Source organism: Methanogenium sp. S4BF, from assembly GCF_029633965.1.
GTDB lineage: Archaea > Halobacteriota > Methanomicrobia > Methanomicrobiales > Methanomicrobiaceae > Methanogenium.
This window is the reverse complement of the sequence record NZ_CP091277.1, coordinates 881,023-907,976: the sequence shown is the minus strand read 5'-3', so window position 1 is coordinate 907,976 and position 26,954 is coordinate 881,023. Positions and strand designations below refer to the sequence as shown.

Below are 26,954 nucleotides of genomic sequence, written 5' to 3'. Positions count from 1 at the left end.
AGTATACATTTTAGTAATAGCATATATAAGATATTTGAGAAACCGGAGATTACAGATGAAAAGTGAAGATGAAGTGATGGCATCATATCTGCTGAACGGTGGGAGGATGCTTTCTGCCACATGCAAAGACTGTGGGGCGCCATTGTTTGAGATAAAAGGGGGACAATGCTGTGTCGTCTGTAAGGAACTGGGTAAACCAGGGGTTTCTGAAGATAATACAGCTAATCTGGCGGAAAAACCGGTCATCTCCCAACCCCGTGTTCAGGAGACCGGGGTGCAGGTATCCGGTTCCGTGTGTGAATCTCTGGAGCAGACGATCTGTGCACTGTGCACAAAAGCGATGGAGGCCTCCCGTCCGGAGGACGCAAAAATGTATATGGATGCAGTGCGCGCAGGAACGGATGCCCTGCACGCGCTAAAAAAAGCTCAATATTAATCAGTATTTTTTGTGGGAGAGTCCGGTGATGACTCCCGATATTTTTTGGCCGATTCCCTCAACTTCTCTGAGTTCTTCTTCTGATGCAGAGATTACCGCGGAAAGGGAACCGAAGTGTTCCAGGAGGCTGCGGGCCTGATGCGGGCCAATCCCCGGAAACGATGACAGAATATACTCAAGCTGTTCACGTTCTGACTGGTATGACTTGTGATGGTGCAGTGACGGACGTCCGGATGGTTCTCCCAGTTCACGGTTCATGAGAACATAGAGCATCTCCGCCGTCTCCTCCGGTCCTGAAACCATGAATACCGAGACGCCAAACTGCACACCGATTGCGGCAAGGGCACCACGGATGGCATTGGGTGCAATGTTTCTCTGGGTATAGAGGTCCGCCGCCCCTTCGATGATGAGCACCGGATGCTCGCAGGCATCTGCCATCTGTTTTATCTGTCCCAGCAGATCCCGTTCAACGAGCGTGTCAACAAAGTCCCGTGCCGTTTTTCTCTCAACAAGCATCTGGTTTCCGATGGCATAGTCGCCGTATTCAAGCCGGGTTATTTCAAGGCCGATAGTATTTTTTTTATGGAGCCATTCCACCACGGCAGATGAGGTCTCCCGGTCATCAGCGATTATTTTCTTCTCCGGTTCACCGTCAAAATCGATGATGCTCATCTGCTGATTTTTCTCTGCCGGTACCGGGGAGCTGGTATGCGGGGTTTTCTTTAACGAAGAGATGCCTTTCTGCATGGATTTCTCCCGTGAATGACTGATCCACCGGTAGGTTTCATCAGCGGTTCCCTCGGTGACAAGAACAATGATATTCCCTGCGCCGTGTCTTCCGGTTCTGCCTTTTCGCTGAATGCTGCGGATCTCTGACGGAACGGCCTCATAGAATATCACCAGGTCGGTGGAGGGAACATCCAGCCCCTCTTCACCGACGGATGTCGCGACAAGCACCTTAAATGCGCCCTCCCGGAACCGGGCAAGGGTTGCAAGCTGCTCTTTTTGCGATAACCCTTTTTCGGTGTCGCGGCTTGCCTGCCCGACAAACCGGTGGCTTTCAATGCCCTCCGTGGTGAGCTTTTTCACGATGAGATTTACCGTGTCGCGGAAGGTGGCAAAGATGATGATTCTGCTTTCCGGGAATTCGGTGAGCTGTTTCTGCACGATTTTTACGATATATTCCGGCTTTTGCAGGAGTTCTTCCTGCCACCCTTTTGCCTGAGCGGTTAAATTCTGGAATGCCGGGTCCTGTGCGAGGCGAATACTTGCCTTTGATGCCTTTGCATCGGTTGCTTCCGCCTGAAGTTTGAAGAGGTACTGTTTGAGTGCTTCACTTCCCTGGGTTTCCGCAAGGGAGATGGCATGGCGAAGCTTCATGCATTCGGCGTGAACGGATGCGCCGACAAATCCTGTCTGGTCCTGCTGTTTGATGCGTGCCTGCACCTGTGCTGATATGGCATTCATTGCCTTCATCGATAATTTATCAGGGGCGGGTACCGTATACCCGAATCCTGAAAGCATTGAGAGACGGGTGCCCAGCAGCTGGTTTAATGTTTTAATGACATATTCCAGTTCTTTCGGTAATGGGACGGAGATATGGGTGATTTCCCGTTCGTGGATGTAGGGCTTTACGTCAGCGTCTGTTTCCGTACGGCTCTCCACTCTTCCCACCATCAGGTTTTCACAGATCTCCTGCACCTTCTGCCGGTTGCTGCCGGGGGATGCGGTCATAGCAAGCAGAAGCGCATTTTTTGCCTGCCGGAAGTATTCCTGTGCGATGAACACGTATGCATAGTTGCCGACTGCCCGGTGGCATTCATCCACGATTAAAAGCGAGACATCGGTGAGACGGTATCTGCCGGCGAGGCAGTCATTTTTGATCACCTGTGGTGTTGCAAAGATGCAGGTTGCGCTCTCCCACTGCTGCACACGCTTCTGGTTCGGTGTATCACCGGTGAACATCGCGAAGACACCGGAATCCGTCTCTGTCTCCTCTGCCCCTTCAACCCGGAGATATTTTGAAAAAAACCGATAATGCTGCTCAACAAGAGGTTTCGTTGGTGCCATCATCAGCACCTTGCCGCCAGCATTCAACAGGCGTGACGCGGTTGCTATCAGCGCAATGGCTGTCTTGCCGAGGCCTGTTGGCAGGACAACCATTGAGTTTTCCTGCAGTACCGATGCTGCTATGGAAAGCTGATAATCACGTCTTTCAATTGATTCAGGTTTGATAAAAGAATGGGATATATAATTCATATCTTCCTGCCCGCTTCAGAAAACGGCAGGGTTCCTTGAATCAGGCTGGTGAGGGTTTCCGGTACAAGGGTGGCCGGAAGACGTACCTGCTGCATGCTGTCTCTCTCACGCAGGGTGACGGTGTTGTCCTCCAGTGAATCATAATCGACAGTGATGGCATACGGGGTGCCGATCTCGTCCTGCCTTCGGTATCTTCTTCCGATTGCCCCGTTATCGTCATATTGCGCAAGGATGCCGTGTTTTTGGAGACTGGTGGTAAGATCCCGTGCAATGGTGTCAAGTCCGTCCTTGTTCATCAACGGGAATACTGCTGCCTGCACCGGAGCAACGGCCGGGTTCAGGTGGAGCACCTTCCTGATTTCCCCATCCACATCCTCTTCTTCATAGGAATGTTCAAGGGTGCAGTAAAGAATCCGGTCGATGCCGTATGACGGTTCGACAACGTGCGGCATGACTTCTTCACCACGAACTTCAACGGTCTCTTCACGAATCTGGTACAGGTCTGCCGGGATAAAGAGTTCTTCCCCGTCAATGGTGATGGTGGCACCGTCCGGACCGGGTGCAGAGTCTATCAGTGCATCGGCGACTGCCTTTGCTTTTCCCCGGTAATGCGGCCCCATTGCACCCATGTCGGGCACAATTCTCCTGCGGTTTTCTTGCCGGACTTCATCATACGGGATGAATACGGTAAAGCTGTCTCCGCTCTCCTTTGCATGAGCCTTCAGGTCATAATCCGTACGGTCTGCAATGCCGACTGTTTCAACCCACCCGAAGCGTTCTGAGAATATTTCTGCATCCCAGCAGTCCAGTGCGTAATGGGCACATTCTGTCGGAAGATGCTGGCGGAAACGCAGCTTATCCGGATTGATGCCGACCTGCGTCAAAAACTCATGTGTCAGGGCAATATAATAGGCCACATATTCATTGGCAACCAGTCCGGAATCAACGGCCTGGCGCATCGTGACGGTGATGGGCTTTATGTCCTGCATCTGCTGCGTCTGTCCCCAGAGGGGGATGGAATAGTCTGCATACCGGCCGAAATCGGGATGGTCCTTATGGTCGGGATGAATGAATATTTCCGCTTCCGCCTGCGTAAATTCACGAAGGCGGATCATTCCCTGCCGGGGAGAGATCTCATTTCTATAGGATTTGCCTACCTGAACGGCTCCAAACGGTAATTTTTCACGGTAAAACCGTGAGAGACGATTGAAGTCCGTAAATATGCCCTGTGCTGTTTCCGGGCGCAGGTATCCGGTTCGCTGTGAACCCGGCCCGATTGTGGTCTGAAACATCAGGTTAAAGTAGAACACATCTGCGTTTTCAATCGGCTCTCCGCATGACGGACAGGGGAGGCCATTAATAATCTCCGCAAGTGCTTCCGGACTCAGGGAATCGGCATTTGCCGTCCCGTGTTCTTCAGCGATGTGATCTGCCCGGTGATACTCCCTGCAGGAGGGGCACTGACACATTTTGTCTGCAAATCCCTTGACATGGCCGGAGGCAATATAAATCGATTCAACGCCGACGGTCGGTGCTTCGATTTCATAGTATCCCTCACGGATGATGTAAAAACCACGCCATAGATTTTCGATTTTCCGCTTCAGCATTGCTCCGAGGGGACCATAATCAATAAATCCGGCTACCGCCCCGTAGCACTCTGAAGACGGCCAGACAAAGCCCCGCCTTCGTGCAAGTTCCATTACATTATCGTAGATATCGCCCATTATGGATCACTGCTTTCCTCTATATTCTACGCGTGATTATAAAAGATATTTTAACGAGCGCTGAATTTACTATTGCACGGAAGAAAAGCCTTATATTGTATCATACACATTATAAAGCAGATTCCGGTGAGTGCGAATGCGGGAAAGCAAGAGTAAGAAACAGGCAAGAATGAACCAGCGCAAGAAGGAGCTTCTTGACCTTTTCACAGACATTACCAACAAGACAACCATTGTTGAACCGATGAGAAAGATCCACGGAACCCTCCGCGACAAGGAAGCTATTGAACGTGAAGTTGCTCTCATCATGCGTGATATCCTAGATCAGGGCCATTTCAAAACCAAACTTCCTCCCCGCCAGCTTGCCCAGCTTGTCTGTGCATACTATGACGGGAAGAATGATACGGAAATTGCGCGTGTGCTTGGCGATGAGAAACTTTCCAAGACTGTTGCGCGTGCCCGTGTCAGGCTGAAGCTGTTCAGAGAACTTGATTTCAAGATGCCCTTTGAACGCGCCCGTATGGAGGAGCTTCTGGATTCAGGCAATACGATGAAGGAGATCAGTGAAGAACTTGGCATCAGCCCGTCAACATTGCGTGAGTACCGGCATGTGATTGAGCAGGAGCGTGACCCTACCTTAGATCCCTATCTCGAACGGATTCGTGATGTGATGGAGGACCGTGACCTGACCGAGTCGATGACCGGCGGACTGAATAATGACGGACTTGCAGAAGCAATAGATATAACCGAAGCTGAACTTGCCGATATCAGCTGAAAAGTATTGAATCATACTTTTAATCTTAATTTTTTTGTATAAGTTCTGAATAATCTGTATACCATGAAGATAACATGGTTTGGTCATTCATGCTTTGTGATTGAAGGCTCAAAGAGAGTTATTGTCGACCCTTTTATTCCTGGGGGGAATGTTCCGAAGGATGTGGATATTGTGGCCGTTACTCACGGGCATGCTGATCATTTTGGCGAGACCATGTCATTTTCAGCACCTGTCGTCGCGGTGAATGAGATTGCCCACTGGCTGCAGAGTCAGGGAATACCTGCGGAAGGAATGAACATCGGGGGGACAATAGAGGTAGAAGGTGTTCGATTTACCATGACACCCGCACTCCATTCATCCTGGCTCGAATGTACGGGTCAGCACGGATTCTACGGAGGAGTGGCCGCTGGGTTTGTTATCAGGATGGATGGCAGGGTCATCTATCATGCCGGTGACACCGGGCTCTTTTCTGATATGAAGCTTATTCGTGAGCTCTACCACCCGGAAGTCGCACTGCTGCCCATTGGCGGGAGATATACGATGGGGCCCGCCGAGGCAATGATGGCCGCTGAATTCCTCGGTGCTGATACGGTCATCCCGATGCATTACAACACCTTCCCCCCCATCGAACAGGATGCAGAGGCATTTAAGAAGACGCTTGAGCGGACAACAGATATCCGGGTAAAGGTGCTTGCACCTGGTGTTACAATAGAAATATGAGAGAAGCGGGAATTTCCGCTTCGGTATTTTTTTTGCGATTTCTGCTTAGAAATCAGTCATAATTCTGAACTGATCAATCTCTTCACTGTTGAGTTCTTCGATGAACTGTTCAGCTGCGTTCTTGATATTCTTGCTTGCGGTGATTGCACGGCCCACCACAAGGATGTCTGCGCCGGACTTCAGTGCGGTCTTCACCACATGCTGCCTGATGCCGCCTGCGGTTGCGACGAGAAGGTTTCCGCCGGCTGCTTCTTTGATTGCCGCGATGTTGCCCCAGTTATATTCAGTGCCTTCGTCATCGATTGCACGGTGCAGTTCAACAATGCTTGGCGCTGCGCCACGGGAAGCAAGGTCTTTGATGAGCGCAACAGGGTCTGCGACATTGAGCATGTCGATGACAGAGTAGATGCCGGTCTTTTTTGCTTCAAGGATGAATTTCTCGATGGTTGATACTGGTGCAAGACCGGAGACAACAACGGCGTCTGCAGATGCATTCGCTGCCATTCGTGCTTCAAGATTGCCGGTGTCAAGGGTCTTGAGGTCGGCGATGATGAATGCGTCCGGACGGATCTTCCGGATTTCTGAGATCACATTCAGCCCGAACTGTTTGATAAGTGGTGTTCCTGCTTCAATGAGCACGTGGTCATTTTTCGGAACTTCAGTCAGGACGCGCTCGACGGATTTCATGTCGACAAGGTCCATGGCCACCTGCAGGTATGGCGGGTCCCAGAGACGGTGAACTTTGAATCCCATAACTGCATGTCCTGCGCGGTCTTTCTCTTTTATGAGGACTTCTTTGCTCGGGAACTGTGCAAATGCCCGTTCAATGGCCTGTTTTGTTGCGCCGTAGTTGTAGCGGTAAATGCGGTTGTAGTCTGCTGCGTCCGGGTGCAGGTAGATGCTTGCCAGAATGACAATATCTTCAATATCCACGTCATCAAAGACACCTTCTTCAACGCTGTCAGCAACAGCCTTGGCGACTGCGGCCTGAACCGCGCCGAAAATTGCATTAACCTGTGATCCCTTTTTCAGGGTTACTTTTGGTATAATGAGTGTGGCTGGTTTTGTCAGCAGATTGGGCCGGACGACAGCAAGCAGGGGCGTATGGCCCGCAGACAGCTGGGACATTGCATTGGCAAATGCGGTGCCAACCGGTCCGTTTTTATCACCGATCATAAGATCGATGTGGGCAAGTTCAGTACCTTCGCCCTCGAGTGATTCTCCTATAAGATACATGAGTGTCTCCTAAGCCAGTATCTATTTGATGTAGGCTAATAAAAATACTCTCAAAAAGTGGGGTCGGTGAGATTTGAACTCACGATCGACGGGTCTCTCCGACATGCGTGAGCACGACTTGCATCAGTGCTCCAACGGGTCATCATCAGGTTTTCAGTAGACCCATTGTTCATCATACGCAAAGACCGTTGGAGCCCGTCGCCATGCCGGACTAGGCCACGACCCCTCACAGAATTGCATAATAATGTCGATGCCCTGTGTAATAAGAATTGTGATTGCGATCGCGATTCATAAGTAGATATAGAAAAAGATAATGTACTGATGATTCAGCACAGCTACTCCAGTGGTATCTCTGATATTCCTCTGATGGGGATGACGATTGGAGATATGCTTGACTCGATAGTCGATAAATATCCCGATAATGAGGCCGTTGTCTCCGTTGAACAGGATGTCCGCTGGACATATGCAGAATTTAATGCCCGTGTGGAGATGCTTGGGCGCAGTCTGATGGCAATTGGCGTCAAAAAAGGGGACCGCGTTGCTATCTGGGCAATGAATTATGCAGAATGGATTCTTGTTCAGTTTGCCACCGCCAAAATCGGCGCGATTATGGTCAATATCAATCCGGCGTACCGCACGTTTGAGCTGGATTATGCGCTGAAACAGGCAGAGGTGCATACCCTTATTCTCCAGGGTCGGTTCAAGTCATCCGATTATGTCGGCATGTTCTATGAGGCGTGTCCGGAAGCCATTGAGAGCAGGCCGGGTAAAGTGTCCAGTGAAAAATACCCGTTCCTTCGCAATGTGGTATTCATGGGGGATATTCCCTATAACGGCATGTTTACCTGGGATGAAATCCTTGAGAAAGGGAAAAATATCAGTCCGGATGAGCTTCAGGAACGCGAGGAATCCCTCTCATTTGATGATCCCATCAATATTCAGTATACATCGGGTACGACCGGCTACCCGAAGGGTGTTGTGCTCACCCATCATAATGTGCTGAATAACGGATACTGTATCGGGGAGGGGATGTCGTTTACCAGCAATGACCGCCTTTGCATTCCTGTCCCCTTCTACCATTGCTTTGGGATGGTGCTCTCCAATCTGGTATGTGTGACCCATGGTGCTGCCATGGTACTGCCATCCCCGACATTTGATGCCGAGGCAGTGCTGAAGACGGTTCAGGAAGAGAAATGCACCGCACTGCACGGTGTTCCGACGATGTTCATCGCCGAACTCAAGCATCCGAATTTTACCAAATATAAGTATACCACTCTCAGGACGGGGATTATGGCAGGTTCTCCCTGTCCGACCGAGTACATGCGGGCCATCTCTGAAAAGATGAACATGACCGATGTAGTGATCGTCTATGGCCAGACCGAGACCTCGCCGGGGGTGACCATGACAACAACGCACGATCCGATTGAACGCCGTGTATCAACTGTTGGCAAGGCATTCCCGCATGTGGAGATCAAAATCATTGATCCGCAGACCCAAAAGATCGTGCCGCGGGGCATGCCCGGTGAAATCTGTGCGCGCGGGTATGTGGTCATGAAATGCTACTACAACAATCCCAGTGCAACGCGTTCGACGATTGATGCGGACGGGTGGAACCATACCGGTGATCTTGGCACGATGGATGAAGAGGGGTATGTGCGGATTGTCGGAAGAATCAAGGAGATGGTCATCCGCGGCGGAGAGAATATCTATCCCCGTGAGATTGAGGAGTTCTTCCATACCCATCCAAAAATAGAGGATGTGTATATCATCGGTGTGCCGGATGAGAAGTATGGCGAAGAACTGATGGCATGGATTAAACTGCATGACGGGTTTGAAATGACGGAAGAGGAAGTCAAGGCCTACTGTGAAGGTCGGATTGCACGGTATAAGACGCCGCGCTATGTCAAATTCGTTTCAGGCTTCCCCGCCACGGTCACCGGTAAGATCCGGAAGGGCGAGATGCAGGAGATATCCATCAAAGAACTGGGCCTTGAGAACGAGGCACGAATTGAAACCGCATAACCCTTTTTTATTCCGATCCGAATAATTTCTTCGTGTATCGGGTTCGGGAATCATCTGCCCGGTATGCATTCGCATGGTTTTTAAAAATTTCTTACGACACCAGCACTGAGCCTTTCAACAGGATTTCAGGTGCAGTTTTCTCAGGGGAAAAAATGAAAAAAGATCTGCCGGTACTTCGGCAGGCAGGTATTTTTTCGGCTATTGCGGGGCGTTTGCCCGTTCAACCAGCTGGGTTGCAATGCCCTGTGCTTTTTCAAGGATTTCGTATTCGCCGGGAATGCATTTGTCTGCCATCAGAATTCTGCCGTCGCAGATGACCGTGTCAACCGCTCCTCCGGTGCAGGAATACACAATGTTTGAGACACAGTTGTGCATCGGAACCATTGAGGGTGTTTTTGCATCGATTAACACAATGTCTGCCGGGCTTCCTTCCTGAATTGCTCCGGTTGGGATGCCCAGAGCCTGTGCACCGTTTGCGGTGGCCATCGCAAGTGCTTCATCTGCCGGCAGCAGGGTGTCGCTGTTCCAGAAGAACTTCTGCAGCAGGGCTGCGAACTTCATCTCTTCAAGCATGTCCAGATTATTGTTGGATGAGCATCCGTCCGTTCCCAGGGTGATATTTACGCCGGCCTCTTTGAGTGCCTGGTAGGGGAGTGCCCGGTTGACCGCGAGTTTCATATTTGAGGACGGGTTGTGTGAGACACTCACCCTGCGGCTGCCAAGCAGTCTGCACTCCTCATCGTCAAGCCAGCAGCAGTGTGCTGCAAGAGTCCGCTCAGAAAGGCATCCACATGAATCAAGGAAGGCCGCGGGCCGCATCTGGTGTTTTTCCATGCATCCGGCTACCTCGCCCTCTGTCTCACTGAGGTGGATGTGCAGCATGATATCCTCTGCCCGGGAGAATTCAGCACACCACTCCAGCCCTTCGCGTGATACGGTATAGGGTGCGTGCGGCCCGACGGCGGCCTGCAGCCGTGAATTTTCCAGTGACTTGATGTGTTTGACGAGGTTTTTGGTGGCGGCTATTTCCGTCTCCCGCTTTTCAGGGATGTCAAAATCGATAAACCCGTGGCAGAACGTTGCGCGGATACCGGCTTCATCTACGGCACGGGCTGCATCCTGCATAAAAAAGTACATGTCGTTGAATGCCGTGGTGCCGGAACGGATCATTTCAAGGCAGGCAAGTTTTGTGCCCCAGTAGACGTCTTCGCCGGTGAGATGCGCTTCAAGGGGCCAGATCTTTTCTGAGAGCCACTCCTGAAGGTGCATGTCATCTGCGTATCCGCGCAGGAGGGACATTGCAGCATGGGTATGGGTATTCACGAGCCCCGGAATGGCGACCATCCCTGAGGCATCGATGATGCATTCTGCCTGGCCCCGGAACTCTGCTCTGATATCGGTGCCAACCGACCGGATGACTCCGGATGCATCGATATAGATGTCCTGCGTTTTTCCGTTTACCTGTGCATTCTGAATGAACTTTGTCCTGTTCTGTTCGTAGCCATCGATTTTTTCTGTCATAGTGTCACCCGATTCGTGTGATGATTCGTTCAAGTATCATTTCCGTCTTTTTTGTGTTGGCCCGTGCAAAGTTGAGAATCTGCTCATACGAGAGTCCGTCCTCTCCAATGCCGTGTGCATAATTGTCGACCATGCAGATTGCAGAAAAGGGAATGCCCAGTTCATTGGCGAGGGTTGCTTCTGATGAGATGGTCATGCCAACGACATCCCCTATCCGGGAGAGTGCACTGACCTCAGCTTTTGTCTCGATGCGGGGGCCGCTTGTCTGCACATAGGTGCCCCCCTGCTGTGCCTCAGGGATGCAGGCGGCGACCTCTGCACTCAGCTTCGCGTCTATGCCCGGCATGACATGCGCCTGGGAATGGTTGTGGATCGTCGGCACTGCTGCCATACTTGCATAGTCATCCGGGATGATGATTGAACCCGGCCGGATTGATTTCTGCAGGGAACCCACTGAACCGAATGCCACTACCCGGTCAACTCCGGCGATGGCAAGGGCAGAGAGACAGGCAGGAAAATTGATCCGGTGAGGGGGCATGCCGTACTGGTGCCTCAGCAGGAGCGCAATCTCTCCCTGATATACTTCTGCAGTACCATGGGGTGTGGCGATCTCTGTTTTTTTCAGGTCAGGTAATTCAGCAAAAAGAAGACTGGTACCGCCAATTATGCCTAGCATATATATCTGCTCCGTCATGCCTGAATGGAATAAACCATGTCGGACAATCTCTGGTGTACTATCTGTATGATTGGGTCATAAAAACGACGGAACGGTTTGAATCAGATTGATATCCGATGTCGTCCAACCTCACAGATGATGATAAGCAGGTTTGGAATTGTCAGTGATGCAGCAATCGCATCGGGTGAATGTACGGATGTTTACTTTGTGCACACTGACGAAACCCTGCGTGGAGAAGGGTGCAATCCTGACGTTGCCGTGGAAATAACTGCGTCCTCGCTTCCCGATGAGTGGGGGGTCGTCTGCGGCACTGAAGATGTGTTGTCCCTTCTGGATGGTCTGCCGCTTGATATCTCTGCCATGCCTGAGGGAACGATATTCTATCCCGGTGAACCTGTTCTCAGAATATCAGGCAAATATCTTGATTTTTGCAGATATGAAACCTCAATTCTCGGCTTCCTCTGCCATGCATCCGGTGTTGCCAGTGCAGCTGCACGTCTCACCTGTATCGCAGGTGACAAACCGCTCTATTCCTTTGGTTCACGAAGGCAGCATCCTGCAATTGCCGGTATGATTGAACGGGCGGCATGGATCGGCGGTGTGGCCGGCGTGAGCAATACCTGTGCCCCGGCAGGTATTCCCCTTGCAGGCACCATGCCGCATGCACTGATCATGAGTCTTGGCTCAGCAGGGGCCGGATGGGCTGCTTTTAACAGGCACGCACCCCCGAATGTTCCCCGGATATATCTCTGTGATACCTTCTGCGATGAGAAACGTGAAGCCCTTGCAGCAGCACAGGCCGGTGCAGAGGCGGTGCGGCTCGATACGCCCCGTTCCCGCAGGGGGGATATGCGTGCTATTCTTGAGGAAGTCAGGTGGGAGTTGGACCTGCACGGGTTTCCCCATGTGAAAATATTTTTAAGCGGAGGGGTGACGGAATCCGATATTATTGCCTATGGTGATATTGTGGATGCATTTGGTGTCGGGGGCGCTATTGCCAATGCCCCGGTAATCGACTTCTCCATGGATATTGTCGAACGGAACGGCGAACCGGTTTCGAAACGGGGGAAAAAGGGAGGGGTGAAACAGGTGTACCTGACTGAAGGCGGAAAAAGACTCCTCCTTCCCGTCACCTCGGAACATCCATCCGGGGGAACGGCCCTAATCGTGCCGGCACTGGAGAACGGCACCCGTGTTGCACCGGATACTATAAGCGAAGCACGGGCCCGTCTTCAGTATTTTCTTCGCAGTCTGCCTGCGATGAATAAATAATCATTTTATCCTATGAATACGAAGTTAATATGCACAGTGGGCCGATAGATCAGGGGAAGATCGCTACCTTGGCATGGTAGAGGCCGCGGGTTCAATTCCCGCTCGGTCCATCTGAATTTTGTTGTTCGTCCCGTTCTTTCTCACATTGCATCATGTATCTTCGATTCAAATACGTCAGGTATCCTTTTTTATCTCCGGAAGGGCTATGGAAAGAGCAACCGGTTTGTGCATCACCGGGAGCCGGTCCTGCTGTGTTTCCCTGTGGTAATTGACATTCATGCAGAAAGAATGACGATGGGGGATAACGCATGGGTGAATGGTTCGCCGGAGAGACCTGCCTGATAGCGATGTTTCCCTTCACTCTGGTGTGTCACATGGGCGTTCAAACCCTAATCCTGATATCAGCACGTTCCCGGTATTCCGGGTCTATTTGTTCCTGATCAATATCTCTTGACATGCATCCCGGATATCTGCCTGATTTTTAAAAAAATGCCTTAATTTTCGGGCCATAGTAATGATCTGACGTGTCATTCTCCCGCCCTTTTCCAAAGCCTTTTACGGACTCGGGTGAATTAAATTGCAGGTATCTGCATGGGGATGAAAGACTGGATTATTCCACAGGATAAACAATTTTATGACCTTCTGGAGGAATCAGCTGATAACGTACGGGATGCGGCTGAATTCCTTGTGTATACGGTCGAAAATTATGATGATCTGAAAAATAAATGCCATAAAATGAAATCGTATGAGCATAAGGGAGATAATATTACCCATAATATCTACCAGCTGCTGAATACGACGTTCATTACACCAATAGAGCCGGATGAAATCTCTCGCCTTGCTTCCGCTCTGGATGACATTCTCGATTTTATTGATGGTGCCACCCGGATGATGTATCTCTATGGCATCCCGGAGACGGACCGGTTCATGGTTGAATTGTCAAAACTGATTCTGGTTTCCGCTGAAGAACTTCAGTTTGCAGTGAAGGGTATTCGGGATCTGAAGAACCAGAAAGTCATAGAAGAGCGCTGTATTGAAATCAATCGGCTCGAAAATCTCGGTGACGATCTGCTGGGTGAGGCAATCCAGGCAATATTCAGGTGTCCTGATGCAATCCGACTGATCAAATATAAGGATATTTATGAAAAACTGGAAAGCGCGACTGACCGGTGTGAAAACGCTGCAAACGTGCTGAGTGATATTGCAATACGCCACTCCTGATGTGAATTATGGATACTCTGATTATCGGACTGGGAATTTTTCTGGCACTGGCATTTAACTTTGCCAATGGGCTGAATGATGCAGCTAATTCAATTGCAACGATCATTGCGACAAAATCCCTGTCCCCGTTGAAGGCAGTATTACTGGCCTCATTCTTTAACCTCCTGGGCCCTCTCATCTTTACCACAGCAATTGCTGCCACGATTGGAAAGGGTATCGTTGACCCTGGCTTCATGACGACCCATATGCTTCTTGCGGCAATGTTTGGCGCAGTTCTCTGGGTTTTTACGACATCGATGCTGGGTATTCCGGTATCCAGTTCACATGCACTCATTGGTGGTCTGCTGGGTGCCGGTATCGCGGGTGCCGGTGTCGGTGCGATTCTCTGGCCGGCATGGGATCTTGTGGTAACAGTTGTTCTGGCAATGGCTGTGGGCGGAATGTTCAGTATGCTCCTCTATATTGCAATCGCCGTTCTTCGCAAGGGTGAGTGGAGGGGTAAGGCACCGCTGGCCTTCCTGGTGGGGGTCACCATTATTATTCCTGCGCTCATCATCGGCGGCTACCTTAAGATATCCGGAATTCTTGCGGTGGTAATATTTATTGTCATATCTCCGATGCTTGGCCTCATATCGTCCTTCCTGATAGGCCTTGTGATTATGCATCTGGGGAAAAAGCAGAATCCGTCCCGCCTGAATGCAGCGTTCAGGCCCCTTACGATTGCAGCAGGTTCATTCCAGGCAATTGGGCACGGTGCAAATGATGCCCAGAATGCAATGGGTGTTATTACTGCTATGCTTGTTGCCGGCGGAATTCTCTCCGAATTTTCTGTGCCTCTCTGGGTAATCCTTGCATCGTGTGGTGCAATTTCTATGGGTACCCTTCTCGGGGGATGGCGCGTTGTTGATAAAATGGCGAACAAGATCACAAAAATCCGGCCATATCAGGGTTTTTCAGCTTCAATGGCGGGAGGGGCGGTACTTTCCATAATGACCTCACTGGGTGTGCCCGTTTCAACGACGCATGCAATGAGTGGTGCTATCATGGGTGCCGGTGCAACACGCGGGTATTCGTCTGCTGTGAGGTGGGGTATTGTCCGTGAGATTGTGGTGGCATGGATCATTACCATCCCGGCGACCGCTCTTGTTACCTGGGTGGTATATGTCCTGTATGCCTCCGTTTTCCTGTGAAATGCCAATTTCATTTTTTTCATTGACCTGTTCGACCGAATGCTAAGAGATAATATGCGAACGGTGGCCAATGATTTCTCGCTTCAGTCCGCCGGGAGCGAACCATCTATAGCAAATACATAGATGAATTGCGTCAGATTTTTCTGTTCCACCACGAGAAAGGGTTTTCTGAAAAAAATGGTATATGGCATATTCATGAATTCCCCATATTGCATAATCCGGACGGAGGTACGATGAGAATCCATTCCCTCCTGCACGAGTCGTTTGAAGATACGGGGTATATCCGTGTCTGGGCAGAAATGAACGGTCACTCATTTTATGAGACCTGCCTGTTTTCCGGGGATCCTCTGCCTTCTCCTGATGAATGCGACCTTGTTGTGGTGATGGGCGGATCCATGAACGTATATGAGGAGGACAGATATCCCTGGCTGTCGGCGGAGAAGAAATTTCTAAAATCGGCAATTGACTCCGGAAAAAAGGTCCTTGGTATCTGCCTTGGGGCACAGCTTATCGCAGCGGTGCTGGGTGCCGAAGTAAGAAAGAATACGTATCCCGAGATTGGGTGGTTCCCGGTTGAAAAGACGGATGATGCTGAAAAGGCGGTCCTTTGCGCCTGTATGCCAGACCGCTTTATCGCCTTTCACTGGCACGGCGACACGTTTGCACTACCTCAGGGTTCCATCCATCTCTTCCAGAGCGTCGGCTGTAAAAATCAGGGATTTCTGTATGGAGAAAAGGTTCTCGGACTCCAGTTCCACCCGGAGGTGACGAAGGAGAATCTTCAGTGTCTGGTTGAAAACTGCCCGGAGGACATTGTGAGTGGTTCTGAATATGTGCAGACCATACCGGAGATACTTGACGAAACCGGCGTCGGTCCTGTACATGAGATACTGTCTGTCATTCTTGAATATTTTGGTGAAACAGAAGAATGACCCGAAAGGTGGTTTTCAATATCATCGTCGGGTGATATCTCCGGTAGGGAGAATTTTGAGATCGGTTTCAGGAGCACATTCAGGTACTGATTTTTTCCCTGAAAAAGCGGCAGTGACCGGATATTTTACATGCCGTGCAATTGGGTTTCTTTGCGGTGCAGACGGCCCGCCCGTGTGATATGAGGAGATAATTGATGTATTTCCACTGGGAGTGGTCAAAGAGGTGCATCAGATCTTTTTCAACCGCATCCGGCGCTGCTGCATCAGAAAAGCCGATTCTCTGGGAAAGCCGTTGCACATGGGTATCAACGGCGATTCCTACATTCCGTCCGAATGCATGGTTCAGGACAATGTTCGCCGTCTTTCTGCCGACTCCCGGCAGGGTGACCAGCTCGTCCATGCTCTGGGGTACCTCTCCGTCGTAGTGTGCGACAAGGGCACGGGCGGTTGCGATGATGTTCTTTGCTTTGGTGTGGTAAAATCCGGTCGGACGGATGATTGACTCCACGTCTTCATGAGCGGCATGCGCCAGTGCGTATGCATCGGGATAGTTCCGGAAAAGCGGACCGCGGACCTGATTTACGATTCTGTCCGTTGTCTGTGCGGACAGGATGGTGAGAATAAGGATCTGGAACGGATTTTCGAATTCAAGAAAAGATATCACGCCATTATGAACTGGATAATCTTCGGTGAGGATACAAAGAATCAGGTCTGCTTCTTCCTGAATCATAATAATAGATGGGGCAGGGCAGATTCGAACTGCCGTCAAAGCGTCCCAAACGCTCTAGGATGGACCAGGCTACCCTACTGCCCCCCTTGGTTGCACATTATATTGGCGTGTCGGCTAAAAAAAGGTGCCGATATGATTCTCAGAATACTGCCGGATCAGGGGTATATGATACCAGACTACCGTTGTTTTTCCCGGTTTGGATGAGGGTGCGTACATTTTCCGGGTCCCTGCCGTCAAGCACCACCATCGGAACCTTGCTGCGCTGTATGACTTTGGCCGCGACGAGGTCAATGACATTGTTTGCCCCCGCATCCATGCGCCCGGTCTGTACGATCTCAATCAGTTCATCCGGCGTCAGGAACGGGATCTTTTCAGCAGATGCATCCTTCCGCGGGTCTGCGGTGTAGATGCCGTCAACTGCCGTGGCGTTAATTAAGAGGTCTGCACCTGCGCGTTCGGCAAGTACCGCGGCAACGGCATCTGTTGTCTGTGCAGGGGTCACGCCGCCCATAATGACTATCTTGCCGCTTTCGCCGGCAATCAGTGCATCGTTATATGACTCCGGGATCTGTGGGAAGCTGTCCTTTGACAGTGCATGCATCAGGAGGGTGGCGTTGAGCCGGGTAACAAGAATCCCAATTTCGTCAGCAGTCCCTTCATCAATAGTGAGATCACGTGCTGCTCCGATGTAGCGGCGGGCTTCGCCTCCTCCTCCGACAACGATAAAAATCCGGCAGATATCCTTCAGACTGCTCAGGATGTCACGGTATTGTTTAATATTATTATTCCCGATATCCGGCACCAGAACGGAGCCACCCAGTGATATCACAATGGTTTTCATTCAGGCTATTGATTTGTCTGCATGGCTTAAAGTTTATTACATTGCCTCACTATTTTCTTTCACGGAGTGCAGGGGCAGGATGGATGTGGTGACTGAGAGAAAGGCTGAGATGTGTCATGCATGCGGAGAGAATGTGATCTGCTGTGATCTCTGCGCACACCGGTGCAGGATTCATGACGGAAAAGCAGGGATCTGCGGCGTCCGGGAGAATGTTGCCGGAACACTGCATCCCCTTACCTATGGGAAAGTGAGTGCCGAGGCAATAGACCTCATCGAGAAGAAACCCCTGAATCATTTCCTGCCGGGAACGCTTTCCTATTCACTGGGGGGGGTTGGGTGCAATTTCCGGTGTAAGCACTGTCAGAACTGGCAGATATCTCAGATTTCTGAATTCAGGGGCATGCTTCATACGCTCTCCCCTGAAGAGGGTGTGCGCCGCGCTGTGAAGGCCGGGTGCAGGAGTATTGCCTGGACCTATAATGAACCAACCATCTGGCATGAATATACCAAGGATATGGGGCGTCTTGCACACGATCAGGATCTGAAGACGATTTATGTGACAAACGGATACATGACCGAAGAGGCACTGAAGGATATCGCACCTGTCCTTGATGCCTTCCGGGTTGATATTAAATCATTTTCCGATTCCTTTTACCGCTCGGTCTGTTCGGCCCGTCTCGCGCCTGTCCTTGAATCAACAGTGGTGGCAAAGGAGTGCGGGATGCATATTGAAACCGTGACCCTTATAATCCCCGGAATGAATGACAGTCCGGATGAGATTCGCTCCCTTATTCGCTGGGTAGTGGAAAATCTGGGTCCGGAAACGCCGATGCATTTCACCGGATTTTATCCGCAGTATCACATGGACCATACGGCTCCGACATCTGCAGGCACACTTGAGCGTGCGTGCGTCATGGCAAAGGAAGAGGGAATTTTGTACCCGTACACCGGAAATGTGGGACATACTGACTATCAGAATACCTATTGTCCGTCCTGCGGCGCACTCCTCATTGAACGAAGGGGATTTATGGCGGATGCCTCCGGCCTTGACGGCTCACAGTGCCGGGCATGCGGAGAGAAGACCCCAATCGTGGTCTAAAAACCTATTCAAGCCATCCCCGGTTTTTCAGGTACTCGTATTCATGCTGCATGGTGTCCGGGTTCGCACGGACGAGTGCTGTCATATGCTCCTGCATCTGCGCATGGAATACCTCCTGTTCCGGATATCTGTTCTTTTCCCGTATTGCCTGTACCAGGATTTTTCCTGCATTTGCGGCCACCGTTTTTTGTTCTTCAAATCTCTCCGGGCCGTCTGCCATGACTGCAGCCACGCCGCCGCACATGGTTGCTCCAAGCACCTGAAGGGTGGTTCCCAGATATGAGATGACTTCATCTGTCCCCCCTCCGCCGCCGGTGGTGACTGCGATGCCGTATTTTCCGGTAAATGCCTGACAATGGATGACGTCTGCCATCCTGTCGAGCAGTGTTTTGAGCTGTGCTGTTACGGCATTTATGTATACGGGTGATCCCAGAATCAGCCCGTCAGCCTCCTCCATTTTAGCTAATATCTCTGCGTAATCGTCCTTAATCGGGCATTCCCCGGTCTTGTAGCAGATTGCGCATGCTGTGCAGTATCTGATGTCGTATTCACACAGGTCCAGATATTCTGTATCCGCTCCTGCCTCTGCCGCTCCCGTGAGTGCCGCTTCTACCAGCTGAAGCGTGTTGCTGTTTTTCCTCCGGGGGCTTGCGTTCACTGCAAGGATCTTCATATGAGGACTGAAAGAGGAGAACCAATAAGAATATTTGGGTTTCGTCCGGACGGAAAAAATCCGGTCTGCAAGGGTGCTGCTGCGTTCTTGTTTCCGGATGAAAGGATCAGGATTATTCTGTTTTCTTCCGACTCTTGCATATCCTGCCGGAACCGCAGGTGTACCTGCCATGTCCATGTCCGGGAGGGCATTTCGACAGGTGCAAAAATGAGTGGTGAGAGAATCGTGATTATTGAGGGTGGGTATCCGGGCTTTCTTTGAATACCGGGTTTTGGGCGATGGTTATTCGGTATCTGCCTTTACCACAATGTAATAGTCTGTATCGCATGAGCCAGACAGTTGTGATATATAGGAAAGGGATTCGCCGGGGTTTACCCGCTGCAGGGTTTTACTGTCAACATATTCTTTTTCACCATCGGCTGTACGCAGGAGATAGGAACGGATGACGACATTCATTTCAGGAGTATCTCCGGTATTGGTAACATGGATTCGGCCTTCCCAGAAACATGTCCCGTCCGCTTTCCAGTGCTGGACAAAATCCGGCACGTCAATAACGAGATTTCCGTACACCTGCTGACCGGTTGATGGGGTAGTGGAGGGCGTGTTTGTTATAACCGTAATGTCCCTGTCGGTGATATCCCCCGGTGCAGAATCGGTGCATCCCCCGCAGGCCGTCAATACTATCGCACAGCATACTGCCAGTGTGATCCACAGCATCCCTTCTTTCCTGTACATTGCCATACAAAAAACCATGTCTGCCGGGAGGAATATAGTTATTCCTGCAGGGTGCAGTAATCATATCCTATTTAACCAGACAGAGAAAACATAGCATTAGATTTTATGAGGTGACGTCCTGAATGGAGATGATTCGTGAGCACCGGAAATATGTTATTCCGGAGATTATTACCGGTGATAATTCACGAATGTATGCCGGCAGGTATACCAGAAATTTTCATTCGGATAGGGTTCTCATCACAACTGACGACAATATTTTTCGCCAGAAATGGATTCGGGAAATCCTCCAGAGTCTTGATGAATCCGGTACTGAATATGTCATCTTCACAGATATTGAGGAGAATCCCCGCGATTATAACGTAATGGCAGGAGCAGATGCCTATCTGAGTGAAGAATGCACCGGTATTCTTGCAATCGGAGGGGGCAGTGTCCTTGACTGCGCAAAGGGAATCGGTATCGTGGCAGCAAACGGTGGGACGATCATGGATTATATCGGCGTCGATCTGGTGAGAAATCCAATGCCACCGTTGATCTGTGTCCCGACAACAGCAGGGAGTGCAGCAGATGTCTCACAATATGCCGTGATCTGCGATCCGGCAAAAAAAACAAAAAAACTCATTATTTCCAAGTCCCTTGTTCCGGATGTCTCTCTCATCGATACTATCCCGTTGATGACACAGCCGGAAACGGTCACCATAAATTCAGGCATGGATGCCTTTACTCATGCCATTGAAGCCTATGTTTCCAATGGTTCGTCGCATTTCAGTGACATGCTTGCGCTTGAATCGATAAAAATTATCGCGGGTTTGTTTCCGTTTTCAGGGGATTATACGAATGATCCCGGCTTTCGTTTTCAGTCACTGATGGCGAGCATGTATGCGGGAATTGCGTTTTCCAATGCAGGGCTTGGGCTCATCCATGCGATGTCTCATGCCATCGGTGCCCTGTTTGATCTGCCGCACGGACTTGCCAGTTCAATCGTGATGCAGAGCGTCATTCCGTATAATTATTCGTCATCGAACCGGAAATATCGGAAAATTGCAGACATTCTTGGCGTCTCTCCAGACCTGTTCGATGATGAAAAAATTGTCGCCGCAATGTTTGAAAAAATTACAGAGATGCGGGGACGGCCGGACGATCTGGTGACCCTTTCCGAATATGGCGCATCAGCTGATGATATTCCGTATCTGGTTGCACATACCGCTTCTGATCCCTGTATTGCGACCAATCCGAGAATTCCTGATGTGGATGATCTGTCCCGTCTGTTTGAGCGTGTCCTTTGAGACGCTGTTTGTCTGTGAAAATGAACTTACCTCCCTGATTGGTAAATGATAGTCTGAGTAAGCCGAAATGACGATGGATAAAAAACAGTATGAGGAGGATCTCAAAGAGATCAGAAATCGCATAATCGGGTTTGGCGAAGCCTCTATTAAGAAGAGTTATTATCCGCAGCTTCAGTATAAACAGGAGGAGCTGGAACGGTTCCGGGTCGCACTTGACAGCACCCGCGATATTGTATTCATTCTTGAACCCTCTTCAGGACGCATTATCGATGCGAACAGCCGCGCTGAGAAAATGCTTGGGTATACCGGTAAGGAACTCCTGAATATGACGATATTTGATGTAGCACATCACTACCGGCTTCATCAAATCATTGCCATGATGAAATCTGACATCCAGTCATCGGAAATTATCCGTGCACAGGTGTCTGCCAGGGATGGTCAGGAAATACGGATGGAGCTGAGTATTAGTTCAGCCCACTTTGAGAGGGACAGTTATATAACTGTTTTATGCCGTGATATTACGGAACGCGAGAGGATGGAAGCGGCAATCCGGTACTCTGAATTTCAATACCGAACGACGATTAATACGCTTCATGATATTCTTGTGGTAATTGACGAGCACTTCCGGGTGATCATTTATAATGATGCCTTTGAAACCCTGTGCCGGAACAGCGGCATACGGGGAGAGATTCAGGGGATGAATCTGAAAGTTATGGACTCCTTTTTCTCTTCCGACCAGGATTCAGAGATACGGGATTCTTTTTTGCTGCATGAATATTTTGAAGAGGATATTAAATACCGTCATGATGGCAAATTTGCGATATATTCTCTCCGGAATATGCCCATAATCGAAAATGGCGTTTTTAAGCAGTCGGTGTTATACCTGAGGGATATCACCGAATATACCGTTCTCGAAAATATGAAAAAGGAGGCATTTGTCCAGATTGACAAGAATATGGAGCAGTTTGCTGTCCTAAATGATCATATTCGAAACCCCCTTCAGATTATTCTGAGCATCATTGACCTTGAGTGCGGTGAAGAGGTGACAGAGAAGGTCGTGCCGTACATCAAAGAGATTGACAACCTGATAAATGCGCTTGACAACGGCTGGATTGAGTCAGAAAAGGTCAGAAATATGATCGTACGCCATTACGGCATTTCCCTGATTGATCGCTCAGATATCTCGGATGTTATCCGGTATCTGCAGGACAAATGTGAATCATAACGTTCTTTTCCTGCAGGTGTTATCTGTTTTTGAGCTGTGTTGTACGGGCATACATACCTCAGAAGGCATCAATACCCCTCTGACGCCTGAAGTGCCGAAATGTTTCCTCATCATTTACGTTCGGGGGGGGCACTATGCCATGGATGCCGCTTCTCTTTTGAGAAAAGAAATACCCTGTGGGGTTTTGAACAAAAAAGAATGGTTAGATAATTCCCATAGCCGGCTCTTCATTTTCGTCGCCATTCGCATAATCCGGGTGTATCTCCTGTCGTGCAAGAATGGTCAGTCCAAGGATGATAATGGCAAAAATAAATGCGAAGAAGAATGCCAGATCAAATCCTGCGGCAAGAACGGACATTTTTATCGTAACCGGGGCATCCTGGGTGACCCCCCGGTGTTCTGCAATCGCTGACATTCCCTGGATAAAGATCAGGTTGAATATCGCAATGCCGATGGTCATGGGGGCGAACCGCTCAAGACTAGTCAGGCTTGAGACCATTCCCTGATTTTTCCGGGAAACGGAGTTCATGATCATATTGGATAGGGGGGTGATGACAAGACCCAGACCAAAGCCGATGATCAGGAGGCAGAGCACGATAAATCCTACACTGGTATCGGCACTGAGTTTCGTTATCAGGAAATATCCGACAGCAAGAGAACCCGCCGCGGCAATGCAGAGAATGCGCCCTCCTGTTTTATTATAAATCGCTCCTGCAAGAATGCCAGCGATCATCATGGCAACGGAGAGTGCGGTTAAAATGAGGCCTGCTGATGAGGTGTCGAACCCCTGTACATATTCCAGATAAAACGGGAGCAGATAATTGATTCCTGCGAAACTAAAGAAGACAAGAGACATGATCAGATTGGTGAGCAGGAAATTTTTGTTTTTAAACAGGGAGAGTTCGAGGATGGGGTCGGCTGATTTCAGTTCGTGCAGGATGAAGTATCCCAGGGATGCGATGGCAAGGACGATGGACCCTGCGATGGGAAGGGACGTCCATCCCAGCGTATCGCCCTCCGAGACTGCAAAGAGAAGCGATGCAAGCCCGATGAATATCAGTGCAGCCCCGCTCCTGTCAAAGCCGGAGAGGTTACCACGGGATGGTGTGGCGGGGATGACTTTTGCGCCCAGAATGACGGCAATAATGCCGACCGGTACATTGATGAAGAAGATCCAGTGCCAGGACATATACTGGGTTAAAAATCCTCCAAGGGTTGGCCCGAGGGCAGTACCGAGAGCTGCAATGGTCATGATGATGCCCATCGCCTTTCCCTTGAGGTTCATGGGGATAAACGCGGTGATCATCGCCGGGCCAATGGCAGAGATCATGGCACCGCCGACTGCCTGAATGACGCGGGAGCCCACCAGGGTATAAAATGAGTCGAGGATCTCGGGTAAGAATCCACATAAAAAGGATCCCAGGGAAAATACCACGAATCCTGAGAGGAATATCTTCTTAAACCCGATGATGTCTGATATCTTTCCGAAGATCAGCACGCATCCTGCCATCACTAACAGATAGGCGGTGGAAACCCAGCTTACGGTACTGGATGAGATATCAAAGGATGCGGATATTGTGGGGAGAGCAATATTTACAATGGTTCCATCCAGCGATGCCATAAAGGTGGCAAGTGCGATGGAAATGATCAATAAGCCATATTTGCCTAAAGAGTCACCGTTTTGGGAATGTTTCATATCGGTTTATCTTTTTGGTGATTGATTATCATTTCGATTTAGAAACAGGCTGAATCTACGTAATTACCGTGTTCTGACGGAACCGGTATGGGAATATTTTTTAAAATGTTTGGGTGCTGTGAACTGGTACGAATTTGTGAACGCTGATCCGGCACCTCCCGTTTTAACGGCAGGTATTTATATGGATTTGATCATTAGGCAGTTCAATCCATTGTGGGGGATGGTGAACTGCATATGCCAAAAATTTCACTTATCATTACATCGGAAAAACTGGACAAATTGTTTCCTGCAGCCACTCTGGCAACAACTGCGGCGATATCCGGTTGGGACGCTGATCTTTTCTTTACGTTCTGGGGACTATTGGCTCTGAAAAAAGGGTATGAACCCTCGGCGGTGAGCGAGGATTACAAGTATTGTAGCGACATGCTCATGGGGGCAATAGAATCGGGGGCAATGATCGGATGGCACGAATTGCTGGAACAGGGGAGAGCCACCGGCAGGATCCGGATATATGCCTGCTCGGCGACACTCGGCCTTTTTGGGATGAAAGAGGATGATCTGGAGAGCTTTGTGGATGAGGTGGCAGGCGCATCCACGTTCCTCGGGCTTGCCCGTGATGCGGATGTCTCCCTGTTCATATCCTGAGGTGGTTGCATGGAAGCAGACATTATCGTGGATGCTACATTCAAATCATGTCCGGGCCCCCTGATCGCCCTCAGTCAGGCGGTATCGGCGGCAGCTCCTCAGAAGATTGTGAAATTGCTTGCAACCGACCCCGCCGCCCCTTCTGACGTGAAAGAATGGACATCGAGTGTCGGCCACAAGCTCCTTTCGGTCGAGCGGTCCGGCGATGTATTCGAGATCTATATCGAGGTCATGGAATGATTTCAAGCGATGTCACCAGGGATATTGCCGACCTTCTTGAGGCGCATGGAATTCCCGAACGGGAGGTGTATCTCGATGCGGAGAACTCGGGTCCTATTTTTCCGGAGGCGCTTGAGGCGATGCGCAATGCGTACCTCAGTGGCGGGAGGGGGCACCCCTCCATCACGCACCGGATCGGGTGGGAAACATACGAAACACTCTATACGCGTTCGCTGGTTATTGGGGAGGCCTTCCACTGCCACCCTGACGAGATTGTGTATACCCACAGCGGCACAGAGGCAAACAATCTCGCGATATCGGGTCTTGCACAGGCCGGGAGGAAACGGAAAAAGATCATTGTTTCAGCCATTGAGCACCTGAGCGTTATGTTCCCGGCTGAACGCCTGCAGGAGCAGGGATATACGGTGGTGAAGGTTCCTGTGGACACAAACGGATTTGTCGACCAGGAATATCTCGCCGGACAGGTTGACGGCGATACACTGCTGGTCAGTATTGCTCCCGTGAATCATGAAATCGGGGTGATACAGGATATCCATGCGATCATTGACCGGGTGAGGGACAAGGATGAGGGGGTGAAGATACACTTCGACGCATGTGATGCCTTCTGCAGGATGGGCCTTGATTTGGCAGATCTCGGCGTGGATCTTGCATCTTTCAGCAGCCATAAGGTATTCGGGCCAAAGGGGGTCGGTGCCCTGTATGTGAAGGAAGGGCTGGAGCTGGAGCCCATCGTCCGGGGCCAGCTCAGTACCCAGAAACTGTGGGCCGGATTGGAGAACATACCGGGGATTGTGGGGTTTGCAAAAGCGGTTGAGATGATGACCCAAAACCGTGGGGAGTACATCACCCGTATGACTGCACTCCGTGACCGGCTCATCAGGGGGATCATCGATGAAATTGATGATACGTTGCTGAACGGGCCTGTGGGAGCGGCACGTGCGCCGGATAATGTGAACCTCAGTTTCCTGAACTGCGAGGGTGAGGCGATGACGGTCGAGATGAGCCTGAAGGGTGTGTATCTCTCAAGCGGGAGTGCATGCACCAGCCGTATCCTTGAACCGAGCCATGTGCTGCTTGCGTTAAAGCGAAAATACGAGGAGGCCCACGGGAGCATCCTCATGAAGACCACGCCGTTTCTCACCGCAGAGGATGTTGAATATGTATTGACCTGTTTCCCCGAAGCGGTTTCGCGGATTCGGTCAATCAGTCCTTTCAGAGGAGGTTAATGCTATGTCAAGCCGAATTCCGTTAGCGTATAATCCAAAAGTGCTGGAGTTGTTTAAAAACCCGAAAAATCAGGGGAAGATGGAGGATGCAGATGTTGAAGCGCTCGTTGGCAGCAGGGCCTGCGGGGATATGATCGCCATCTACCTGAAGATTGATGAAAAGACCCGGACGATCACCGATGTAAGCTTTGAAAGTTATGGGTGTGCGGCAAATATCGCTGCATCCAGTATCATCACCGAGATGGTGAAGGGAAAAACCCTTGAAGAGGCGTGGGGTGCCAGCTGGAAGGAAGTCTCCGAAGAGCTTGGCGGACTCCCCGGTGTGAAATTTCATTGCGGCGTTCTCGCGGTGGGGGCACTCCGGCGGGCCATCAGGACCTTTTTCGAAGGGGAGGGGAAAGTGCGGCCGTCCTGGCTGCCGGAGAAGCTCACCCCGGATGAAAAGCATGCGCTGGAGGAAGAGCAGCTCATGGAAGTGCTGACGAAAAAGATGGAGAGGATGGACGCGAGGATTGCGAAGGAAGAGGAGGAGAAAGATTCTCAGAAAGAAGAGGGTAAAAAAGCCATATCGTTGTGAATC

At 50.4% G+C, this 26,954-nt stretch carries 25 protein-coding genes and 3 tRNA genes; 16 read left to right on the top strand and 12 right to left on the bottom strand.

Annotated elements, in window-relative coordinates; translation table 11 throughout:
* Positions 1-55: 55 nt before the first annotated feature.
* On the top strand, positions 56-436 hold the full coding sequence (locus L1S32_RS04415; protein ID WP_278156467.1) for an Sjogren's syndrome/scleroderma autoantigen 1 family protein: 381 nt from the start codon (positions 56-58) through the stop codon (positions 434-436).
* Here the strand turns inward: L1S32_RS04415 and L1S32_RS04410 are convergent, their stop codons facing one another.
* Positions 437-2,695, bottom strand: coding sequence for a DEAD/DEAH box helicase (locus L1S32_RS04410; RefSeq protein ID WP_278156466.1), 2,259 nt, complete (start codon positions 2,693-2,695; stop codon positions 437-439).
* A complete protein-coding gene (gene glyS, locus L1S32_RS04405) occupies positions 2,692-4,419 on the bottom strand; it encodes a glycine--tRNA ligase (RefSeq protein ID WP_278156464.1) in 1,728 nt (575 codons plus the stop codon). Before glyS ends, L1S32_RS04410 begins: the two co-directional genes overlap by 4 nt.
* A 136-nt stretch (positions 4,420-4,555) precedes the next feature.
* Between glyS and L1S32_RS04400 the strand changes: the two genes are divergently transcribed.
* Together L1S32_RS04400 and L1S32_RS04395 are read left to right on the top strand one after the other, a co-directional pair.
* A complete protein-coding gene (locus L1S32_RS04400) occupies positions 4,556-5,191 on the top strand; it encodes a response regulator receiver protein (RefSeq protein ID WP_278156462.1) in 636 nt (211 codons plus the stop codon).
* Positions 5,192-5,254: 63 nt separating this feature from the next.
* Positions 5,255-5,911 (top strand): metal-dependent hydrolase, encoded by a 657-nt coding sequence (locus L1S32_RS04395; protein WP_278156460.1) that lies wholly within the window; start codon positions 5,255-5,257, stop codon positions 5,909-5,911.
* 45 nt (positions 5,912-5,956) lie between these two features.
* Here the strand turns inward: L1S32_RS04395 and L1S32_RS04390 are convergent, their stop codons facing one another.
* A complete protein-coding gene (locus L1S32_RS04390) occupies positions 5,957-7,147 on the bottom strand; it encodes a bifunctional 5,6,7,8-tetrahydromethanopterin hydro-lyase/3-hexulose-6-phosphate synthase (protein WP_278156458.1) in 1,191 nt (396 codons plus the stop codon).
* A gap of 58 nt (positions 7,148-7,205) precedes the next feature.
* Positions 7,206-7,373 (bottom strand) — tRNA-Trp (locus L1S32_RS04385).
* Positions 7,374-7,468: 95 nt separating this feature from the next.
* On the opposite strand from L1S32_RS04385, the gene L1S32_RS04380 reads away from it, so the two are divergent.
* Complete coding sequence (locus tag L1S32_RS04380; RefSeq protein ID WP_278156456.1) at positions 7,469-9,169, top strand: AMP-binding protein; 1,701 nt, start codon at positions 7,469-7,471, stop codon at positions 9,167-9,169.
* A gap of 198 nt (positions 9,170-9,367) precedes the next feature.
* Here the strand turns inward: L1S32_RS04380 and L1S32_RS04375 are convergent, their stop codons facing one another.
* A complete protein-coding gene (locus L1S32_RS04375) occupies positions 9,368-10,690 on the bottom strand; it encodes an amidohydrolase (RefSeq protein WP_278156454.1) in 1,323 nt (440 codons plus the stop codon).
* A gap of 4 nt (positions 10,691-10,694) precedes the next feature.
* Positions 10,695-11,366, bottom strand: a complete 672-nt coding sequence (locus L1S32_RS04370; protein ID WP_278156452.1) for an MTAP family purine nucleoside phosphorylase — start codon at positions 11,364-11,366, stop codon at positions 10,695-10,697.
* Between the two features lie 135 nt (positions 11,367-11,501).
* Here L1S32_RS04370 and L1S32_RS04365 point away from each other — a divergent pair, with 135 nt between their 5' ends.
* The 5 genes from L1S32_RS04365 to L1S32_RS04345 all read left to right on the top strand — a co-directional run bounded on the left by L1S32_RS04365 (position 11,502) and on the right by L1S32_RS04345 (position 15,981).
* Positions 11,502-12,638, top strand: a complete 1,137-nt coding sequence (locus tag L1S32_RS04365) for a nicotinate phosphoribosyltransferase (protein ID WP_347403364.1) — start codon at positions 11,502-11,504, stop codon at positions 12,636-12,638.
* 38 nt (positions 12,639-12,676) lie between these two features.
* Positions 12,677-12,748 (top strand) — tRNA-Ala (locus tag L1S32_RS04360).
* Positions 12,749-13,229: 481 nt separating this feature from the next.
* Positions 13,230-13,859: a DUF47 family protein gene (locus L1S32_RS04355; RefSeq protein WP_278156450.1), complete on the top strand. Its 630-nt coding sequence runs from the start codon at positions 13,230-13,232 to the stop codon at positions 13,857-13,859.
* Positions 13,860-13,867: 8 nt separating this feature from the next.
* Positions 13,868-15,049 carry an inorganic phosphate transporter gene (locus L1S32_RS04350; protein WP_278156448.1) on the top strand — a complete coding sequence of 394 codons (1,182 nt, stop codon included), beginning with the start codon at positions 13,868-13,870 and terminating at the stop codon, positions 15,047-15,049.
* Positions 15,050-15,282: 233 nt separating this feature from the next.
* A complete protein-coding gene (locus L1S32_RS04345) occupies positions 15,283-15,981 on the top strand; it encodes a type 1 glutamine amidotransferase (RefSeq protein WP_278156446.1) in 699 nt (232 codons plus the stop codon).
* Between the two features lie 79 nt (positions 15,982-16,060).
* Here the strand turns inward: L1S32_RS04345 and nth are convergent, their stop codons facing one another.
* The 3 genes from nth to pyrH form a co-directional block, all read right to left on the bottom strand.
* Complete coding sequence (gene nth / locus L1S32_RS04340) at positions 16,061-16,711, bottom strand: endonuclease III (RefSeq protein ID WP_278156444.1); 651 nt, start codon at positions 16,709-16,711, stop codon at positions 16,061-16,063.
* 9 nt (positions 16,712-16,720) lie between these two features.
* A tRNA-Pro gene (locus L1S32_RS04335) sits at positions 16,721-16,795 on the bottom strand.
* A 55-nt stretch (positions 16,796-16,850) separates the two neighbouring features.
* Complete coding sequence (gene pyrH, locus L1S32_RS04330; protein WP_278156442.1) at positions 16,851-17,552, bottom strand: UMP kinase; 702 nt, start codon at positions 17,550-17,552, stop codon at positions 16,851-16,853.
* Positions 17,553-17,661: 109 nt separating this feature from the next.
* Here pyrH and amrS point away from each other — a divergent pair, with 109 nt between their 5' ends.
* Positions 17,662-18,651, top strand: a complete 990-nt coding sequence (gene amrS, locus L1S32_RS04325) for an AmmeMemoRadiSam system radical SAM enzyme (protein ID WP_278157029.1) — start codon at positions 17,662-17,664, stop codon at positions 18,649-18,651.
* A gap of 4 nt (positions 18,652-18,655) precedes the next feature.
* Here amrS and L1S32_RS04320 read toward each other — a convergent pair whose 3' ends face one another.
* A complete protein-coding gene (locus L1S32_RS04320; RefSeq protein WP_278156440.1) occupies positions 18,656-19,324 on the bottom strand; it encodes a flavodoxin family protein in 669 nt (222 codons plus the stop codon).
* A gap of 282 nt (positions 19,325-19,606) precedes the next feature.
* The gene (locus L1S32_RS04315; RefSeq protein ID WP_278156437.1) at positions 19,607-20,065 is read right to left on the bottom strand and encodes a hypothetical protein; all 459 of its coding nucleotides are present in this window, start codon (positions 20,063-20,065) and stop codon (positions 19,607-19,609) included.
* A gap of 116 nt (positions 20,066-20,181) precedes the next feature.
* Here L1S32_RS04315 and L1S32_RS04310 point away from each other — a divergent pair, with 116 nt between their 5' ends.
* The gene (locus L1S32_RS04310) at positions 20,182-21,342 is read left to right on the top strand and encodes an iron-containing alcohol dehydrogenase (protein ID WP_278156435.1); all 1,161 of its coding nucleotides are present in this window, start codon (positions 20,182-20,184) and stop codon (positions 21,340-21,342) included.
* Positions 21,343-21,415: 73 nt separating this feature from the next.
* Positions 21,416-22,567: a PAS domain-containing protein gene (locus L1S32_RS04305; RefSeq protein WP_278156433.1), complete on the top strand. Its 1,152-nt coding sequence runs from the start codon at positions 21,416-21,418 to the stop codon at positions 22,565-22,567.
* A 202-nt stretch (positions 22,568-22,769) separates the two neighbouring features.
* Here L1S32_RS04305 and L1S32_RS04300 read toward each other — a convergent pair whose 3' ends face one another.
* Positions 22,770-24,263: a DHA2 family efflux MFS transporter permease subunit gene (locus L1S32_RS04300; protein ID WP_278156431.1), complete on the bottom strand. Its 1,494-nt coding sequence runs from the start codon at positions 24,261-24,263 to the stop codon at positions 22,770-22,772.
* Between the two features lie 234 nt (positions 24,264-24,497).
* Between L1S32_RS04300 and L1S32_RS04295 the strand changes: the two genes are divergently transcribed.
* The 4 genes from L1S32_RS04295 to L1S32_RS04280 are packed head-to-tail and all read left to right on the top strand — an operon-like array spanning position 24,498 to position 26,951.
* Positions 24,498-24,908, top strand: a complete 411-nt coding sequence (locus tag L1S32_RS04295; RefSeq protein WP_278156429.1) for a DsrE/DsrF/DrsH-like family protein — start codon at positions 24,498-24,500, stop codon at positions 24,906-24,908.
* Positions 24,909-24,917: 9 nt separating this feature from the next.
* Positions 24,918-25,148 carry a sulfurtransferase TusA family protein gene (locus L1S32_RS04290; RefSeq protein ID WP_278156427.1) on the top strand — a complete coding sequence of 77 codons (231 nt, stop codon included), beginning with the start codon at positions 24,918-24,920 and terminating at the stop codon, positions 25,146-25,148.
* On the top strand, positions 25,145-26,374 hold the full coding sequence (locus tag L1S32_RS04285; protein WP_278156425.1) for a cysteine desulfurase family protein: 1,230 nt from the start codon (positions 25,145-25,147) through the stop codon (positions 26,372-26,374). The genes L1S32_RS04290 and L1S32_RS04285 overlap by 4 nt, the downstream gene beginning before the upstream one ends.
* Positions 26,375-26,378: 4 nt before the next feature.
* A complete protein-coding gene (locus L1S32_RS04280) occupies positions 26,379-26,951 on the top strand; it encodes an iron-sulfur cluster assembly scaffold protein (protein WP_278156423.1) in 573 nt (190 codons plus the stop codon).
* Positions 26,952-26,954 lie beyond the last annotated feature (3 nt).

Excerpts from the sequence above, each read along its gene's own strand:
- L1S32_RS04370 (WP_278156452.1), bottom strand. The coding sequence starts at position 11,366 with ATGCTAGGCATAATTGGCGGTACCAGTCTTCTTTTTGCTGAATTACCT.
- L1S32_RS04355 (WP_278156450.1), top strand. The coding sequence starts at position 13,230 with ATGGGGATGAAAGACTGGATTATTCCACAGGATAAACAATTTTATGAC.
- L1S32_RS04290 (WP_278156427.1), top strand. The coding sequence starts at position 24,918 with ATGGAAGCAGACATTATCGTGGATGCTACATTCAAATCATGTCCGGGC.
- L1S32_RS04285 (WP_278156425.1), top strand. The coding sequence starts at position 25,145 with ATGATTTCAAGCGATGTCACCAGGGATATTGCCGACCTTCTTGAGGCG.
- L1S32_RS04375 (WP_278156454.1), bottom strand. The coding sequence starts at position 10,690 with ATGACAGAAAAAATCGATGGCTACGAACAGAACAGGACAAAGTTCATT.
- nth (WP_278156444.1), bottom strand. The coding sequence starts at position 16,711 with ATGATTCAGGAAGAAGCAGACCTGATTCTTTGTATCCTCACCGAAGAT.
- L1S32_RS04415 (WP_278156467.1), top strand. The coding sequence starts at position 56 with ATGAAAAGTGAAGATGAAGTGATGGCATCATATCTGCTGAACGGTGGG.
- L1S32_RS04380 (WP_278156456.1), top strand. The coding sequence starts at position 7,469 with ATGATTCAGCACAGCTACTCCAGTGGTATCTCTGATATTCCTCTGATG.
- L1S32_RS04295 (WP_278156429.1), top strand. The coding sequence starts at position 24,498 with ATGCCAAAAATTTCACTTATCATTACATCGGAAAAACTGGACAAATTG.
- pyrH (WP_278156442.1), bottom strand. The coding sequence starts at position 17,552 with ATGAAAACCATTGTGATATCACTGGGTGGCTCCGTTCTGGTGCCGGAT.
- L1S32_RS04310 (WP_278156435.1), top strand. The coding sequence starts at position 20,182 with ATGGAGATGATTCGTGAGCACCGGAAATATGTTATTCCGGAGATTATT.
- L1S32_RS04400 (WP_278156462.1), top strand. The coding sequence starts at position 4,556 with ATGCGGGAAAGCAAGAGTAAGAAACAGGCAAGAATGAACCAGCGCAAG.
- L1S32_RS04395 (WP_278156460.1), top strand. The coding sequence starts at position 5,255 with ATGAAGATAACATGGTTTGGTCATTCATGCTTTGTGATTGAAGGCTCA.
- L1S32_RS04280 (WP_278156423.1), top strand. The coding sequence starts at position 26,379 with ATGTCAAGCCGAATTCCGTTAGCGTATAATCCAAAAGTGCTGGAGTTG.
- L1S32_RS04320 (WP_278156440.1), bottom strand. The coding sequence starts at position 19,324 with ATGAAGATCCTTGCAGTGAACGCAAGCCCCCGGAGGAAAAACAGCAAC.
- L1S32_RS04315 (WP_278156437.1), bottom strand. The coding sequence starts at position 20,065 with ATGGCAATGTACAGGAAAGAAGGGATGCTGTGGATCACACTGGCAGTA.
- L1S32_RS04390 (WP_278156458.1), bottom strand. The coding sequence starts at position 7,147 with ATGTATCTTATAGGAGAATCACTCGAGGGCGAAGGTACTGAACTTGCC.
- L1S32_RS04350 (WP_278156448.1), top strand. The coding sequence starts at position 13,868 with ATGGATACTCTGATTATCGGACTGGGAATTTTTCTGGCACTGGCATTT.
- amrS (WP_278157029.1), top strand. The coding sequence starts at position 17,662 with ATGTGTCATGCATGCGGAGAGAATGTGATCTGCTGTGATCTCTGCGCA.
- L1S32_RS04365 (WP_347403364.1), top strand. The coding sequence starts at position 11,502 with ATGATGATAAGCAGGTTTGGAATTGTCAGTGATGCAGCAATCGCATCG.
- L1S32_RS04345 (WP_278156446.1), top strand. The coding sequence starts at position 15,283 with ATGAGAATCCATTCCCTCCTGCACGAGTCGTTTGAAGATACGGGGTAT.
- L1S32_RS04305 (WP_278156433.1), top strand. The coding sequence starts at position 21,416 with ATGGATAAAAAACAGTATGAGGAGGATCTCAAAGAGATCAGAAATCGC.
- L1S32_RS04410 (WP_278156466.1), bottom strand. The coding sequence starts at position 2,695 with ATGAATTATATATCCCATTCTTTTATCAAACCTGAATCAATTGAAAGA.
- L1S32_RS04300 (WP_278156431.1), bottom strand. The coding sequence starts at position 24,263 with ATGAAACATTCCCAAAACGGTGACTCTTTAGGCAAATATGGCTTATTG.
- glyS (WP_278156464.1), bottom strand. The coding sequence starts at position 4,419 with ATGGGCGATATCTACGATAATGTAATGGAACTTGCACGAAGGCGGGGC.